Source organism: Geodermatophilus amargosae (assembly GCF_041028265.1).
Classification (GTDB): Bacteria; Actinomycetota; Actinomycetes; order Mycobacteriales; family Geodermatophilaceae; genus Geodermatophilus; species Geodermatophilus amargosae_A.
In genome coordinates, this window is sequence record NZ_JABGCW010000022.1 from 51,942 (window position 1) to 67,326 (window position 15,385).

Consider the following 15,385-nt stretch of genomic DNA (forward strand, 5'->3'; position numbering starts at 1 on the left):
CGGCGCTACAAGGGCTCAGTCGTCCTCGGGGTCCGGGTGGCGGGCGCCCGCGGGGACCTCGGCGCCCTCGCCGAGCGTCACCGCCCGGCCCACCAGCGTGACGCCGCCGTCGCCGCCGACGGTGGCCCCCCGGCCGACGTCGACGCGGTCGTCGACCACCGAGCGGGTCACGGTCGCGCCCGAGCGCACCCGCACGCCGGGCAGCAGCACCGAGTCGACGACGGTCGCCCCGGCCTCGACCACCACGCCGGGGGAGATCACCGAGCCGCGGACGTTGCCGGAGACCCGGGTCCCCCCGGACAGCAGGCTGTTCTCGATCTGGCCGTCGTCGAGCACCCGGGCCGCGCTGTGCCGGCCGCCGCGGGTGTGGATCGGCCAGGACGGGGCGTCGAGGTCGATCGGCGGCTCGTCGGACAGGAACTCCTGGTGGGCCTCCCAGTAGGACTCCACCGTGCCGACGTCGCGCCAGTAGCCCTCCAGCGGGTACGCCCGGGCCAGCCCGTCGCTCGTCTGCGCCGGCAGCAGGTGGCTGCCCAGGTCCTCGAGCCCCTCCTCGCCGATGTCCGACCGCAGCTGCTCGAGCCGGTCGAGCGTCGGCCCGGGGTCGAACACGAAGACCTCGTTGGTGGCCGTGGTCGTCGCCGGCTCGTCGGGCTTGTAGGCGTAGCCGGTGACCCGGTCGCCGTCGACCTCGACGATCCCGTAGCGGGCGGCGTCGTCGGCGGCGACCTCGGTGGTCACCATCGTCACCTCGGCGCCGGACTCCAGGTGGGCCCCGGCGACCTCGCGGTAGTCGAGCTCGTAGACGGCGTCGGAGCTGACGACGACGAGCGCGTCGGCACCGAAGGCGCGGATCAGCTCGGCCTGCCGCCACAGCGAGTTGGCGGTGCCGGTGTTCCACCCGCCGCGCTCGGTGCCCTGGAACGGCGGCAGGGTCATCAGCCCGCCGGTCGTGCGGTCGAGGTCCCACGGCCGCCCGTTGGCCAGGTGGTCGGCGAGCGACGTCGGGTGTTGCTGGATCGACACCCAGACGTCGGGGATCGCCGAGTGCTGGCAGTTGCTCAGCGGGAAGTCGATCAGCCGGTAGACGCCGGCGAAGGGGACGGCGGGCTTGGCGCGGTGCTCGGTGAGCAGCTGCAGGCGGCCGCCGGCGCCACCGGCGAGCACGAGGACGAGCAGACGGGGGAGGGCCATGCTCCTGCGCTACCCGCCGTGCTCCCGGCTACCCGGCCGCCCGTCCCGCTCCCCGGCCGCCCGCGGGCCGTAGCCTCGCTGCCGATGTACGACTACGAGAAGGACGGCGCCGAGATCTACCGGCAGTCGTTCGCCACGATCCGCGCCGAGGCGGATCTCGCCGGCCTGCCCGAGGACCTCGCCCGGGTGGTGGTCCGGATGATCCACGCCTGCGGTCAGGTCGACCTGGTCGCCGACGTCGCGGCGAGCCCGGACGTCGTCCGGCGCGCCCGCGAGGCCCTCGACGCCGGCGCCCCGGTCCTGTGCGACGCGCAGATGGTCGCCTCGGGCGTCACCCGGCGCCGGCTGCCCAAGGACAACGACGTCGTCTGCACGCTCGACGACCCGCGGGTCCCGGCGCTGGCCGCCGACCTGGGCACCACGCGCACCGCCGCCGCGCTGGAGCTGTGGCGCGACCGGCTCGACGGTGCCGTCGTCGCCATCGGCAACGCGCCCACCGCCCTGTTCCACCTGCTCGAGATGGTCGCCGCCGGCGCCCCGCGGCCGGCCGCCGTGATCGGCATCCCGGTCGGCTTCATCGGCGCCGCGGAGTCCAAGGAGGCGCTGGCCGCCTCCGACCTCGACTCCCTGGTGGTCCGCGGCCGCCGCGGGGGCAGCGCCATCACCGCCGGCGCGGTCAACGCGATAGCGAGCGACGTCGAGTGAGCACCGGCCGCCTGTACGGCGTCGGGCTGGGGCCCGGCGATCCCGAGCTGGTCACCGTCAAGGCCGCGCGGCTGATCGCCGCCGCCGACGTCGTCGCCTTCCACGCCGCGCGGCACGGCCGCTCGGTGGCCCGCGCGGTGGCCGCGCCCTACCTGCGCGAGGGACAGGTCGAGGAGCTGCTGGTCTACCCGGTCACCACCGAGACCACCGACCACCCCGGCGGCTACCAGGGCGCCATCGACGAGTTCTACGAGGCCGCCGCCGCCCGGCTGGCCGCGCACCTCGACGCCGGCCGCGACGTCGTGGTGCTGGCCGAGGGGGACCCGTTCTTCTACGGCTCCTACATGCACATGCACAAGCGGCTCGCGCACCGCTACCCGACCGAGGTGGTGCCCGGCGTGACCAGCGTCAGCGGCGCCGCCGCCGTCGTCGGGCGGCCGCTGGTGGAGCGCGACGAGGTGCTCACGGTGCTGCCCGGCACCCTGCCCGCCGACGAGCTCGCCGAGTGGCTGGCCACCACCGACAGCGCGGCGGTGATGAAGCTCGGGCGCACGTTCGGCCAGGTCCGGGAGGCCTTCGACGCCGCCGGCGTCCTCGACCGCGCCCTGTACGTCGAGCGGGCCACCACCGACCGGCAGCGGGTCGCCCCGCTGGCCGACGTCGACCCGGCCACCGTCCCGTACTTCTCCCTCGCCCTGCTGCCCTCGCCGCTCACCGGGCCGACCCCGGGCCCCGAGCAGCCGCGCGACGACGAGGCGCGCGCCGGCGAGGTGGTCGTCGTGGGCCTGGGCCCCGGCGCCCGCGGCTGGACCACCCCCGAGGTCGCCGACGCGCTCGCCTGCGCCGACGACCTGGTCGGCTACGGCCCCTACCTCGACCGCGTGCCGGCCAACCCGCGGCAGACCCGCCATGCCAGCGACAACCGGGTGGAGGCCGAGCGGGCCGCGCACGCCCTGGAGCTGGCCCGGTCGGGACGGCGGGTGGCGGTCGTCTCCAGCGGCGACCCCGGCGTCTTCGCCATGGCCTCCGCGGTGCTCGAGGTGGCCGCGCGTCCCGAGCACGCCGGCGTCCGGGTGCGGGTGCTGCCCGGGCTGACCGCGGCGCAGGCGGTGGCCTCCCGCGTGGGTGCCCCGCTGGGCCACGACTTCGCCGTCGTCAGCCTCTCCGACGTGCTCAAGCCGCTCGACGTCGTCCTCGACCGGCTGCGGTCCGCGGCGGCGGCCGACCTGGTGCTCGCCCTCTACAACCCGCGGTCCAGGGCGCGCCCCCACCAGCTGGCCAAGGCGCTGGACGCGCTGCGCGAGGTGCGCGAGCCGGAGACGGTGGTCGTCGTCGGCCGTGACGTCGGCGGTCCGGAGGAGCAGGTCCGGGTGACCACGCTCGGCGACCTGGACCCGGAGACGGTGGACATGCGCTGCCTGCTGATCGTCGGGTCCTCGCAGACGCGGGTGACGCCGTCCGGGCAGGTGTACACGCCGCGCCGCCATCCCGGCTGACACGCCGTTGCGGGGAACAACCACGTCCCCGGCGCCCTTGTCCCATGGCGTGCCCCGACTCCCCCGCCCGTTCGCGTTCTGGTCGGTGGCCGGGCTGCTCGTCCTGGTGCTCGCCGCCTCCGGCGTCCCCTCGCCGCTCTACCGCGTCTACCAGGAGCAGTTCGGGTTCGGCTCCGGCGTCCTGACGCTGGTGTTCGGCATCTACGCCATCGCGCTGCTCGCCGCGCTGCTCGTGGTGGGCAGCCTGTCCGACCACGTCGGACGGCGGCCGGTGCTGGCCGGGGCACTGCTGCTGCAGGCGGCCGCGATGGTGGTCTTCTTCGCCGCCGACGGCGTCGGCTGGCTGCTGGCCGCCCGCGTGCTGCAGGGGCTGTCCACGGGCGCGCTGACCGGCTCGCTCGGTGCCGCCCTGCTCGACCTGCAGCGCCGCGACCGCCCGCTCGGCGCGCTGCTCAACAGCGTCTCCCCCGGCCTCGGGCTGTCGCTCGGTGCCGTCGGCGCGGGGCTGGCCATCGAGACGGTCGTCAGCCCGACCCCGTGGGTGTTCGGCGTGCTCACCGTCGTGTTCGTGCTCGGCGCGGTGCTGGCCTGGGCGCTGCCGGAGACCTCGCCGCGACTGCCCGGCGCGCTCGCCTCGCTGCGGCCGCGCGTCGAGGTGCCCCGGCCGCAGCGCCGGGCGTTCCTCGTCGCCACCCCGGCCCTGGTCGCACTGTGGGCGATGGGCGGGCTGGTGCTCTCCCTCGGCCCGTCGCTGACGGCCGGGGTCTTCGGCGTCGAGGACCACCTGGTCGGGAGCCTGCTGATCCTCTGCATGCAGGGCTCGGCGGCCGTCGGTGGCCTGCTGGCGCGCGACCTCGCCCCGCGCCGGGCGATGGCCAGTGGCTGCCTGGTGTTCGCCACCGCCGTCGTCGGCCTGCTGGTCGCGCTGCTCACCGGCACGCTCTGGCTGTTCTTCGCCGCCGCGGGGGTGGCCGGCCTGGGCTTCGGCGCGGCCTTCCTCGGCTGCGTGGCCACCGTGACCGCGGGCGTCTCGCCGGGCCACCGCGGGGGCCTGCTGTCGAGCATCTTCGTCGTCGGCTACCTGGCCTTCAGCATCCCGGCGATCGCCGCCGGCCTGGCCGTGGACACCCTGGGGCTGCGGGTGGTCGCGGAGGCCTACGGCGTCGTCGTCATCGTGCTGGCGGTGGTCGCCGCCGTGGGGCTGCGGCTGTCCCGCCCGCCCCGGCCGGCCGCCGTCGCGGCCGAGGAACGCGCGCAGTCGCTCGCGGCCTGACGGTCCCAGCCCGCCCTCTCCCCTGATCCTGGGCGTCACTCACCCGCGCCGCTCCCGGCGATGTCCCACCGGCCGCCGCGGAGCCCAGCGACGAGCCAGGGCTCGTCGACCGGCATCTCGCTGACCTGCGGGACCTGTCGTACCCGGCCCGTGGGTCCGGGGTCGTGCAGGAGGTCGCGGAGTACGTGTCGCCGGTGGAGCGGGCGCTCGCCGGCCGGCTCGTCGAGCAGCCGATGCGGTCGCAGCGGCTGCCGGTGGCGCTGCTGTCACGCGAGCTCGACGCCCTCGGCGTGCGCACGCCCGACGGCGGGTCGGTGACGCTGGCGCTCAGCGACACCGACGGGTCGCTGCGCGCCACCGGCACCCTCGATCAACTCCGTCGCCTGGCCCGCCTCGGCTGCCCCGACCACCCGGCCGCCGACTGCGAGTGCGCGGTGCTCTACCGGCCCGGGCCGGTCGACCGCTACACACCGTCGGCCGCGCAGGACCGCTTCGTGCGCACCCGGGACCGCACCTGCCGGTGGCCCACCTGCGGCCGGGGGGTCGGCTGGGCCGACGCCGACCACGTCATCCCCCACGCGCACGGCGGGGCGTCGGACTGCGCGAACCCGTGCTGCCTGTGCCGCAGCCACCACCGCCTCACGACCTTCGCCCGCGGCTGGCGCTTCCACCTGAGCCCCGACGGGGTCCTCACCGTGACCACACCCTCCGCGATCACCAGGACGACCCGCCCACCGGGCATGCGACCACCACCACCGACACCCGACCCACCGCCCGACGACGTCCAACCGGACGACGACCAGCCGCCCTCCTGATCCCGCAGGGCAGGGAGCGGGCTCCCCACCGCACGGGGAGCCCGCGACCGCCTACCGGCCCGGGTAGGGCTGCCCCTTCAGCGCACGGGCCAGGTGCGCGGCGTTCTCGGCCAGCGTCCTGGTCGTCGACGCGACCGCCTCGGGGGTCTCGTCGAGGTCGTTGTAGTCGCGACTGCCCATCGCCTCGTCGTTCCAGTAGGTGGCGCCCTGCGCCGGGATGGTGAAGCCGATGTCGTTGAGGCCCTGGAAGAGGTCGGCGCTGATCTTGTGCGCGCCGTCCTCGTTGCCGACCACGCACACCACCGCCACCTTCCCGGTGACCAGCGGCCGGCCGGAGTCGTCGGTCTCGGACAGCTCGCCGTCGAGCCGCTCCAGCACCCGCTGCGCGACGCTGCTCATGTGCCCGACCCAGGTCGGGGTCGCGACGACGAGGACGTCGGCGGCCACGAGCTTCTCGCGGATGCCCGGCCACGCGTCCCCCTCGCCCATGTCCACCTCCACGCCGGGCTTGACGTCGTGGTCGACGACGCGGACGACCTCGGAGGTGAAGCCCTGCGCGCCGAGCCCCTCGAGCACCTGGCCGGCCAGGAGCTCGCTGGACGACGGTGCGGGGGACGGCTTGAGGCTGCAGATCAGGGCGAGGGCACGGGGTGACGCGGTCTCGGTCATGCCCCTGACCTGCCCAGACGGAGGCCGGTGTCACACATCAGGATCGTGCGCGACCCACCGCGGCGCAGTACCGGTCGTGGTCGGCGCGCGCCTCGGAGAGGGGGGCCAGCACCTCCTCGTCGGCCACCTCCGCCACCCGGGCGGTGAGCCGGCGCCGCGCGGTCCGCGCCCGGCGTCTGGCCCCCGCCGCCACCAGCGGCCGGCACAGCAGCGCCAGCAGCAATCCCGCCAGCAGCCCGCCGACCAGCAGCAGCGTGGGCAGCGGGATCCCCTGCACCCGCGGCAGCGGGACGACGTCGTCGAGCTGCAGCAGCCCCAGTCCCACGAGGGCGAGCAGCCACAGCGCGCCCACCAGCGCGGTCAGCGCGAGCAGCCACTGCAGGCCGCCGACGGTGCGCTGCCAGATCGGCGTGCGGTCCGGGCCGAGGTCGGTGCCGGCGACGGCGCGGTCGAGCTGGTCGGGCAGCCGTTCCTCGGTGTCCTCGGACGTGCGGCGCAGCTCGTCGCGCCAGGCGGGCGGCAGCCCCCGGCCGGCGTCGTCGCGGGCCCGGCGCAGCGCGGCGTCCATCCCGGCCCGCTGCACCGCCCCGGCCTGCGGCAGCGAGGTCCGCGAGCGCTCGTCGCCCAGGTGCAGCCGGTCCAGCGGGTCGGCGCGCAGCTTCGACGTCCAGCGCAGCACCGGCCAGCCGGTGTGCGCGGTGCCGTTGCGGCGGGCCGAGCGCTGCACGGCCGCGACGACGGCGGGCACCCCGGCGGCGTCGGCGAGCGCGCCGGCGAGGTGCTCGCGCGCCGCCCGGTCCGGCCCGCGGTCCCGGCCGGCGTCGGTCGCGCAGTGGGCCGCGAGCGCCCCGGCGGCGGCGCGGGCGTCGGCGGTGAGCCGGTCGGTGGCCGCCTTCCGCGCCCCCACCCGGCGGGCCAGCTCTGTCCGCAGCTCCGGCAGGCCGAACCCCGTGCGGGCCGAGGTGGGCAGCACCGGCGTGCCGGTCAGCCCCTCCTCGTCGAGCAGCCGGCGCAGGTCGGCCAGGCACGCCACGGCGGCGGCCTCGTCGAGGCGGTCGACCTGGTTGAGCACCACGAGCAGCACGCCGGAGTGCCCGGCCAGCGGCGCCAGGTAGCGGGAGTGCACGGCGTGGTCGGCGTACTTCTGCGGATCGAGCACCCACACCAGGACGTCGACCAGCTGCACCAGGCGGTCGACCTCCAGCCGGTTCTCCAGCCGCACGCTGTCGTGGTCGGGCAGGTCGAGCAGCACCAGCCCGTCCAGCGCGGGGTCGCCGTCGGCCACCCGGTGCCGGCGCGGCACCTCGAGCCAGTCGAGCAGCCGGTCGGCGCCGTTCTCCCCCCAGATCGTCGCGTGCGCGACGCCGGTGGTCGGCCGGCGCACGCCCGGGGTGCTCACCTCGGCGCCGGACAGCGCGTTGAACAGCGTGGACTTGCCGCTGCCGGTGGCGCCGGCCAGCGCGACGACGGTCGCGTCGCCCAGCGCCTCGCGGGCACCGGCCTTGGCCAGCAGCGACCGCGCGGCCCCCACCTCGGGCACCTCCAGCCGCCCCTCGGCCACGCCGACCGCCTCGCGCAGCGCCGCCAGCCGGTCGGCCAGCGACAGCTCCCGCGCCCTCACGCCGACCTCCGCGCCGCGGCCAGCGTGGCCACGGCCGCGCGCAGCCGCTCCACCGCGTCCGGCGCCTCCGCGACTCCGGCCAGCAGCTCGTCGAAGCGGTCCTGCTCGGCGGCCAGCAGCCGGTCGGCCCGGGCGTCGAGGTCGGCCCGCGCCCGTGCGGCCAGCGCGCGCACCGCGGCGTCGCCGAACACCGCCTCGAGCACCCGCTGCCCCACCGCCGTCGTCCCGCCGGCGATGGCGAGCTCGGCACCGGACAGGCCCGCCGTCGAGGCGAAGACGGCGACCATCACCAGCGCGCCGGCCCCGTTGACGCCCCAGGACAGCAACCGCGCCTGCGAGCGCTTGCCCGCGCCCTCCTCGCGGACCAGTTCGAGCACGTAGCCCTGCCAGTCGCGCACCTCGTCGGCGGCCACGGGGGCGAAGTCCGGCGACACCGTCCCGAGCTCCTCCTCGCGCCCCGCGACCAGCGCCCCGCCGCCGGGCAGCGAGCGCCACGCGGTCACCGTGCGGTCGGCGGCCCGCTCCCCCTCGGAGCGCAGCAGCGTCTCCACCCCCGACTCCAGCGCGCCGTGCAGGGAGTCGGCCGAGGACGGCCGCCCGTTCAGCGCCGCCCCCAGCCGGTCGCGCAGCCGCCCCACCCGGCTCTGCAGCGAGCGCATCCACTCACCCGTGCCGACGAAGTCCTGCCAGCGGGCCATCACCTCCCCGCGCAGCAGGCTGCCGTTGCCGACACCCTCGTTCACCGCCTGCCGCGCGCCGTCGTAGGCGGCGTCGGCGGCGTTCCCCAGGGCCGCGGCGGTCGCCGCCTGCTCCTCCACGCCGGCCGCGACCGCGGCCACCCGCCCGTCGAGGCTCTCCAGGGCACCGGCCAGCGTCTGGCGGACGACGGCGGCGCGCTGCTCCTGGTCGGCGGCGAGCCCCCGCAGCCAGTCGCGCAGCTGGGCGACCTGCGCCCCGGGCAGGAACCCGTCGTGCAGCGGCCGCTCCTCGACGACGAACAGCCGCGCCGCCCCCAGCCCGCCGCGCTGCAGCATGGCGGCGAGGTCGGCGGCCACCTCGGTCACCGCCTCGGGCGGCGTCCGGTCCAGCACGACCGCCAGCGCCGTCCCCCGTTCCTGCGCCGTCCGCAGCAGGTCCCAGGGGACGGCGTCGGCGTAGCGGGCCGCCGTCGTGACGAAGATCCACAGGTCCGCCGCCGAGAGCAGCTGCCCGGCGAGGTCGCGGTTGGCCTCCACCACCGAGTCGACGTCGGGGGCGTCGATGAGCGCCAGACCGGGCGCCAGCGCCTCGGTGGGCACCAGCCGCAGCCCGCCCGCGAGGTCGCGGGCACGGTCCCCCTCGCCGGTGGTCCGGGGCATCCCGGGCAGCACGCGGTCGCCGGAGAACGCGGGGAGGTCGGCCGGGGAGCAGACCAGCACGGGCGCGCGGGTCGTCGGCCGCAGCACGCCGGGTGTGGTCACCCGCGCGCCGAGCACGCTGTTGACCAGCGTGGACTTGCCCGCGCCGGTGGACCCACCGACGACGGCGAGCAGCGGGGCGTCGAGGTCGCGCAGCCGCGGCAGCAGGTAGTCGTCGACCTGGTCCACCACCGCGCGGGCGGTGCGCTCGGTGGCGTCCCGTCCGGGGGTGGCCAGGCCGAGGGGAGCCGCGGCGACCGCATCGCGCAGCTCCTGGAGGGCATCGGTCAACAGCACGGGCGCGGTCACACCCGTTCCTTGCCCGGACGGCGTCGCGCTACCCCTCCAGCCTCGCGAGCGCCGCGGGCACCTCCCCCGGCGTGGCGACGACGGCGGCCGCACCGGCCGCGGTGAGCTCCCCGGCACCGCCCGGACCCCAGCCCGCGCCGACGCACGGCAGCCCGTGCGCCGCGGCGCCGAGGACGTCGTGCTCCCGGTCGCCGACCAGCGCGACCGCGCGGGTGCCGGGGTGGGCGGCCAGCGCGGCGGCGACCACCTGGTCCTTGTGCCGGACGGCGCCGTCGAGGCTGGCGCCGTGGACGCCGGCGAAGGCGCGCAGCAGGCCCACGTGCCCGAGCACGCGGACGGCGAACACCTGCGGCTTGCTGGTGGCCACGGCGAGCACGGCGCCGCCGTCGCGCAGGGTCCGCAGCAGCTGCGGCACGCCGTCGTACACGGCGACGTCGAGCATCGCCCCGGACGAGTAGTGCCCGCGGTAGGCGGCCACCGCGCGCCCGACGTCGTCGCCGGTCAGGCCGAACACGGTGGCGAAGCCGTCCTGCAGCGGCGGGCCGACCATGGCCCGCAGCTGGGCCGGCGTCGGCTCGGGCAGCCCGAGGCCGGCGGCCGCGACGCGCACCGACGCCCAGATGCCCGGGGCCGAGTCGACCAGCGTGCCGTCGAGGTCGAACAGGACCAACGGTGGCCGATCGGGCACGGGGCCTGCTCCTCTGGTCGGTGGGAGCTCGTCGTCGGGCCCGAGGAGCCCGGCCACCGGGACACCGCTGCGACGGGGACACCTCGGGAGGCGGAGCTCGCGCCGCGGTGGTGGCACAGCGAGTGCGAGGAGACGGTAACGCCCACCGCTCGAGGTGGGCGCGTCAGCGCGGCGGGAGCGGTGCACCCGTCCGTGCGGCCCGGACGACGTCGGCGATCGCCTGCGCCGACGTCGCGGCGCCGTCCTCCTCGCCGAGCAGGCCGGCGTGCGTGGCGTCGGCGAAGCGGTGGCTGCTGTCGGTCGACAGGGCCGCCATCCGGTCCTGGGCGGCGGCCCAGGCCGCGTCCCCGTCGTGTCCGGCCGCGGTGAGCACCACCAGCGGCGTGCTGCCGAGGGTGGTCAGCGCCCGTGCCTGGTCGAGCAGCGCGGGCATGGTGACGTACTCGTCCCGGGTGGTGCGCCAGCCGCGGGGGCTGGAGGTGAACGCCTGCACCTGCCCGGCGGCCGGCTCGGGCAGGGCGGACCAGAAGGAGGTCGGCAGCAGGCGCCCGAGGCCGAGGCGGGCGAGGCTGGGCAGGACCGCGATCGAGCTGGGTGGGCCCGCGTGGGCAGGACCGGCGCCGGAGGACCGGTACGGGCTGGTGGCGTCGAGCAGCACCATGCCGGCGACCTGCTCGGGATGGCGGGCGGCGTAGACCATCGCGTGGTCACCGCCGATGGAGTGCCCGACCAGCACGAGGGGGCCGTCCTCGCCGGCGCGCTCGAGCAGGGTGTGCAGGTCGGCCGCCGCAGCCAGCCCGTCCTGCTCGGAGGGTGCGTCGTCGCTCCAGCCCTGTCCGGCGCGGTCGTATGCGCACACGCGGGTGGTGCCGGCGACGGCCGCGGCGATGCGCGCCCAGTTCGCCGAGGACTCACCGAGCCCGTTCTGCAGGACGACGGTGGGACTGCCGGTGCCGGTGCAGTCCAGGTGCAGCCGGTACCCACCGACGTCGTGGGTCTGCCCCGGCACGTCGTGGACGCGCTGGTCGACCGCCAGCCCGACGGTCTCGACCGCACCGCCGACCGCCGCTGCGGCCGTGACCGCCACGACCGGGTAGAGCAGCCAGCGGCCCTGGCCGACGGCCAGGCCGCGGCGGACCCGGACGCCCATCCAGACGGCGAGCCCCAGCAGGACAGGGGGCCATCCCCAGCCGGCGGCCGTCAGTGCCCGGTCGTCCGGCGCGAGGACCAGGAGCCCGAGCCCGGTCGCGGCCAGGCCGCCGGCCGGCACCCACGCCCAGCGCTGGGGTCGGTCGGTCAGCCGGCTCGACAGGACCGCGAGCAGCGCCCAGCCGGCCGCGAACCCGAGCAGGGCCGACCCGGTGACGACGTGCTCGGGGGAACCGGCGACGACGACCAGGGTCAGGACGGCGGCGGCCGCCGCCCCGGTGAGCAGCGAGCCGGCGACGATCCGGCGGATCGGGCCGGTGCGGGACGGGCGGGTGGTGGTGGACCCGGCCGCCGTGGCGGCGGTGGGTGCGGCGGTGGCCATCAGGGGGCTCCTGTTCACGTGTCGGGCCGTCGCGAGCCGGTGGTGTCCCGCCGGCGTGGTGCTCACCAGGGCACGGGGAACCCGACGAGGAGCGCGGCCGCGATGAGCGCGGCGGCGACCCCGTCGACGGCGGCGCAGAACGGCGGCCACCACCGGGTGCCGGTCACGAAGCCGGTGCGGTGCTGCCACAGGTCCTTGAGGCCGTGGCCGGCCAGACCGGCCACGACGAGCCAGGCCGGTCCGGTCACCGCGGCGGCGGCAGTGACGACGAAGACGGCGGCGACGGCCGTCTCGACGGCCAGGACGTGCCACCGGCCGTCAGCCACGGCGAACCCGACGTACACGGCGGCGATGAAGGCCAGCGAGAGGGCGTAGACCACCCCGCTGCGCGACCAGGGGAAGGCCAGCGGCGCGAGGGCCTGGACGCCTCCGAGGACGACGCCCCAGGCCAGCGGTCCGCGCAGGCTGCGGGGGGTGGAGACGGCCGGGGCGGGTGGCGCCGACATCTCGTGAGTGCTCATCACACGTCCTCCTGGCCGTACGCCCGGGCGCCCGGTGTCCCCTCGGGTGGTGTGGGGTGGGGCCTGCGGGAGAGACGCTGCTGGCAGGCGCTGTCCCGGCGCTGTCCGGGTCCTGTCCCGGTCTCTCCCGACTCCGGCCGCCCGAGGGCGGCCACCTGGTCGGCCACGTGGGCGGCGTCGGCGGCGACGAAGCCCAGCAGGGCCGAGCCGCGGGTGTGCTGCCAGGACAGGCCGAGGACGTACAGCCCGGGGACGTCGGTGACGCCGCGGCGATGGACCACGCGGCCGTCGCGCAGCACCCCCGGGACGTCGATCCAGGAGTGGTCCGACCGGAAGCCGGTCGCCCAGACGACGACGCCCACCTCCCGACCGGTGCCGTCGGCGAACCGCACGGTGTGGCCGATGGCGTCGACCAGCCTCGGCCGGAGGCGGACGCCGGCCCGCAGCAGGCCGCGACGGCTGCTGCCGATGAGGAACTCACCGCGGGACCGCATCCGGCGGCCGAGCCGGGAGCCGGCGGTCACGCGCATCAGGCCGAGCCGGGTCAGCCACCAGAACAGGTCCCGGCCGAGTAGCCGCTGCGGCAGCGCCGGGGGGACCGAGCCGACCGACAGCTCCGTCGGCCGGGTCGCGGCCAGCTCCGCAGCGATCTGGAAACCGGAGTTGCCGCCTCCGACGACCAGCGCGGGCCCCTCGGGCAGCACGTCGGGGCTGCGGTAGGCGGTGCTGTGCACCTGGGTCACCGACGCGTCCAGCCCGGCGGCGATCGGCGGGACGAACGGGGTCTGGAACGGCCCGGTGGCCACGACGACCTGCCGGGCGGTGTACGTCCGGCCGGCCGTGGCGAGCCGGAACCCGGCGTCGGTGCGCCGCAGCCCGGTGACCCGCGCGCCCGGCTCGACGGGCAGGTCGAAGGTGGCGGCGTAGGCCTGCAGGTAGTCGGCGACGGCGTCCTTGCCCGGGTGGCTGCCGGCCGGCGCCGGGAACGGCAGGCCGGGCAGCGCGTCGTGCTCGGCGGGGCTGAACAGCCGGAGGGAGTCCCACCGCGATCGCCAGGAGTGCCCGAGCTCCGCCGCCGCCTCCAGGACCAGGAAGCGCAGCCCGTGCCGGCGCAGGTGCCACGCGGCGGCCAGGCCCGCCTGGCCGCCACCCACCACGACGACGTCGTACGACCGGTCCGTGGCATGGCGCGCTGCGGCGCTCACGGTGTCGCCCCGGCCAGCACGGTGAAGCCGAACACCATCCCGCTGTGCATGTGCTCGGCGATGTGGCAGTGCGCCATCCACGACCCGGGGTTGGTCACGTCGAAGAGGACGTCGACGGTCTGCCCGGTGCGGATCAGCACGGTGTCCTTCCACACGAGGTTGGGCTCGGGCACGCCGTCGCGGGACAGCACGAGGAAGCGCCCGGCCCCGTGGACGTGGAACGGGTGGTGCATCGGGTGGTCGGAGTCCATCTCGTTGACCAGCCGGATCTTCACCCGCTCGCCGGCGGTGAACTGCCAGTCGATCGGCGGGCTGTCGCCGCCCGTGGTGCGGTCGAGCAGCTTCCAGCGCATGGTCGCCGGGGTGGTCCGACGGTTCAGCTCCACCATGTCGTCCTCCCACTCGATCCCGTCGGCGGTCCCGGACGCGTGGCCGGCGTGCGCCGTCGCTGACGAGTCGGGCCGCGCCCCGCGGTGGCCCGTGTCGTGCCCGCTGACGCCGCCCACCGGGGCCGCCATCAGCTTCATGCCGCACTGCGGGCAGCGGCCGGGCTGGTCGCTCACGACCTCGGGGTGCATGGGGCACGCGTAGGACACCGGCCCGGTCCGGTCGGCGGCGGGGTCGTCCATCTCGGCGACCGCGGCCAGGATCTTGTCCGGGGGTGCGGCCAGCCACGCGTCCAGCCGCTCGCGCTCGGCCGCCAGCTCCGGTGCCCGTCGCAGGTCCTCGAACGCCCGGCGCAGTGACGGCTCGGGGGTGTCACCCGTGACCGTGATCGACGCCAGCCGGTGGATGCGGTCGGGGGTGTGGTGCTCGAGGGTGAGCTCACCCGGCTGCTCGAACAGCACGTCGACCACGGCCCTCTCCGACGGTGCCAGCACGACGGAGGAGACGAACTCCTCGTGCTCCACCCGGCCGCTGTCGCCGCCGACCAGCTTCATCCGCGCCCCGGGAAGCCGGACGTCGAAGACGCGGCTGTTGGCGGTGTTGGTCAGCCACAGCCGCACGACCTCGCCGGTGTGCGCGGGAAGCGTCAGGTCGGTCTCGCCGGCGACCAGCAGCACGTTCCCGTAGCGGCCCATCGCGGCGTGGTTCGTCTGGGTCCGGCTGAACGGCGCGATGACGCCGTCCTCCACGAGCACGTCGTCGACGGTCAGGACGACGTCCCGGTGCGCCGGCGGCCAGTAGTCCGGCTCCGCGGGCTCGACCAGGATGCTGCCGTAGAGGCCCATCTCCTGCGTGTAGTCCTCGCGGACGTGCGGGTGGTACCAGTACAGGCCCGGGTCGGGGAACGAGAGCCGGTAGGTGAAGCTGCCGCCGGGGAGGATCGGCTGCTGGGTGTCGTGCGGCACACCGTCGTACCGGTTCCGCAGGCGCAGCCCGTGCCAGTGCACGGTCGTCTCCAGGTCGGTGTCGTTGGTGACGTGCACGACGACCTCGGAGCCCTGCCGCACCTCCAGCGTGGGGCCGGGGACGGACCCGTTGTAGCCGAGCATGCGCACCGTCGTCCCGCCCAGGCGCTTGGCGACGGGGGCGGGCCGGAGGTCGAGCGTCTCCCCGTCGGCCAGCTCGACGACCCGCGTGGGAGTGGCCTCGGGCAGGCCGGTGGTGTCGGTGGAGAAGGTGTCCACGGAAGGGCCTCCTGGATGGGCTGGTGCAGGGACCGGGGAACCGTCGTCCCACGGGTCGGGGGCGTAGCCGGCGGCGCGGATGGCGGCGCCCACCGCGGAGGGATCGGCGCTCCCGGTCACCTCGACGGTCCGGGTGGCCAGGTCGGCCCGGAGGGTCTGCACGCCCGGCACGTCGCAGATCCGCGCGCTGAGCACCCGGACGTCCTGCCGCGAGCTCATCGCCGGCACGCGGACCGCGATCATGGCGCCTCCTGTGCGGGTGGGTCGTCCCGGACCGTCCCGCGGCGCGCTGTCCGGACGCTGTCCACTCCCTGACCGGTGGTCCGCCGG

13 protein-coding genes are annotated in these 15,385 nt (G+C 76.4%); 4 read left to right on the plus strand and 9 right to left on the minus strand.

Features of this window, described 5'->3' with window-relative positions:
* Positions 1-15: 15 nt before the first annotated feature.
* Positions 16-1,194: a glucose-1-phosphate adenylyltransferase family protein gene (locus HLV61_RS21870; RefSeq protein ID WP_369259311.1), complete on the minus strand. Its 1,179-nt coding sequence runs from the start codon at positions 1,192-1,194 to the stop codon at positions 16-18.
* Between the two features lie 84 nt (positions 1,195-1,278).
* Between HLV61_RS21870 and HLV61_RS21875 the strand changes: the two genes are divergently transcribed.
* The 4 genes from HLV61_RS21875 (at position 1,279) to HLV61_RS21890 (ending at position 5,483) form a co-directional block, all read left to right on the plus strand.
* The gene (locus HLV61_RS21875) at positions 1,279-1,899 is read left to right on the plus strand and encodes a precorrin-8X methylmutase (RefSeq protein WP_369259313.1); all 621 of its coding nucleotides are present in this window, start codon (positions 1,279-1,281) and stop codon (positions 1,897-1,899) included.
* On the plus strand, positions 1,896-3,395 hold the full coding sequence (locus tag HLV61_RS21880; RefSeq protein WP_369259315.1) for a precorrin-2 C(20)-methyltransferase: 1,500 nt from the start codon (positions 1,896-1,898) through the stop codon (positions 3,393-3,395). Before HLV61_RS21875 ends, HLV61_RS21880 begins: the two co-directional genes overlap by 4 nt.
* A gap of 49 nt (positions 3,396-3,444) precedes the next feature.
* A complete protein-coding gene (locus HLV61_RS21885; RefSeq protein ID WP_369259317.1) occupies positions 3,445-4,668 on the plus strand; it encodes an MFS transporter in 1,224 nt (407 codons plus the stop codon).
* Positions 4,669-4,832: 164 nt separating this feature from the next.
* Positions 4,833-5,483 carry an HNH endonuclease signature motif containing protein gene (locus tag HLV61_RS21890; protein WP_369259319.1) on the plus strand — a complete coding sequence of 217 codons (651 nt, stop codon included), beginning with the start codon at positions 4,833-4,835 and terminating at the stop codon, positions 5,481-5,483.
* Positions 5,484-5,534: 51 nt separating this feature from the next.
* On the opposite strand, the gene HLV61_RS21895 is transcribed toward HLV61_RS21890, so the two are convergent.
* The 8 genes from HLV61_RS21895 to HLV61_RS21930 form a co-directional block, all read right to left on the minus strand.
* A complete protein-coding gene (locus tag HLV61_RS21895; protein ID WP_369259321.1) occupies positions 5,535-6,152 on the minus strand; it encodes a flavodoxin family protein in 618 nt (205 codons plus the stop codon).
* A gap of 37 nt (positions 6,153-6,189) precedes the next feature.
* Positions 6,190-7,773, minus strand: a complete 1,584-nt coding sequence (locus tag HLV61_RS21900; protein ID WP_369259323.1) for a YfjP family GTPase — start codon at positions 7,771-7,773, stop codon at positions 6,190-6,192.
* On the minus strand, positions 7,770-9,479 hold the full coding sequence (locus HLV61_RS21905; RefSeq protein ID WP_369259325.1) for an ABC transporter: 1,710 nt from the start codon (positions 9,477-9,479) through the stop codon (positions 7,770-7,772). Before HLV61_RS21905 ends, HLV61_RS21900 begins: the two co-directional genes overlap by 4 nt.
* A gap of 28 nt (positions 9,480-9,507) precedes the next feature.
* Entirely contained in the window at positions 9,508-10,167 is a 660-nt protein-coding gene (locus HLV61_RS21910; protein WP_369259327.1) for an HAD hydrolase-like protein, read from the minus strand.
* 163 nt (positions 10,168-10,330) lie between these two features.
* Positions 10,331-11,698 carry an alpha/beta hydrolase gene (locus HLV61_RS21915; protein ID WP_369259329.1) on the minus strand — a complete coding sequence of 456 codons (1,368 nt, stop codon included), beginning with the start codon at positions 11,696-11,698 and terminating at the stop codon, positions 10,331-10,333.
* 62 nt (positions 11,699-11,760) lie between these two features.
* Positions 11,761-12,219 (minus strand): hypothetical protein, encoded by a 459-nt coding sequence (locus HLV61_RS21920; RefSeq protein WP_369259331.1) that lies wholly within the window; start codon positions 12,217-12,219, stop codon positions 11,761-11,763.
* Positions 12,219-13,424 (minus strand): flavin-containing monooxygenase, encoded by a 1,206-nt coding sequence (locus HLV61_RS21925; RefSeq protein ID WP_369259333.1) that lies wholly within the window; start codon positions 13,422-13,424, stop codon positions 12,219-12,221. The genes HLV61_RS21920 and HLV61_RS21925 overlap by 1 nt, the downstream gene beginning before the upstream one ends.
* Entirely contained in the window at positions 13,421-15,298 is a 1,878-nt protein-coding gene (locus HLV61_RS21930) for a multicopper oxidase domain-containing protein (RefSeq protein WP_369259335.1), read from the minus strand. Before HLV61_RS21930 ends, HLV61_RS21925 begins: the two co-directional genes overlap by 4 nt.
* Positions 15,299-15,385 lie beyond the last annotated feature (87 nt).

What these genes read in the sequence shown, in the direction of transcription:
- HLV61_RS21870 (WP_369259311.1), bottom strand. Translation starts at nt 1,194, where the DNA reads ATGGCCCTCCCCCGTCTGCTCGTCCTCGTGCTCGCCGGTGGCGCCGGC.
- HLV61_RS21875 (WP_369259313.1), top strand. Translation starts at nt 1,279, where the DNA reads ATGTACGACTACGAGAAGGACGGCGCCGAGATCTACCGGCAGTCGTTC.
- HLV61_RS21895 (WP_369259321.1), bottom strand. Translation starts at nt 6,152, where the DNA reads ATGACCGAGACCGCGTCACCCCGTGCCCTCGCCCTGATCTGCAGCCTC.
- HLV61_RS21915 (WP_369259329.1), bottom strand. Translation starts at nt 11,698, where the DNA reads ATGGCCACCGCCGCACCCACCGCCGCCACGGCGGCCGGGTCCACCACC.
- HLV61_RS21920 (WP_369259331.1), bottom strand. Translation starts at nt 12,219, where the DNA reads ATGAGCACTCACGAGATGTCGGCGCCACCCGCCCCGGCCGTCTCCACC.
- HLV61_RS21930 (WP_369259335.1), bottom strand. Translation starts at nt 15,298, where the DNA reads ATGATCGCGGTCCGCGTGCCGGCGATGAGCTCGCGGCAGGACGTCCGG.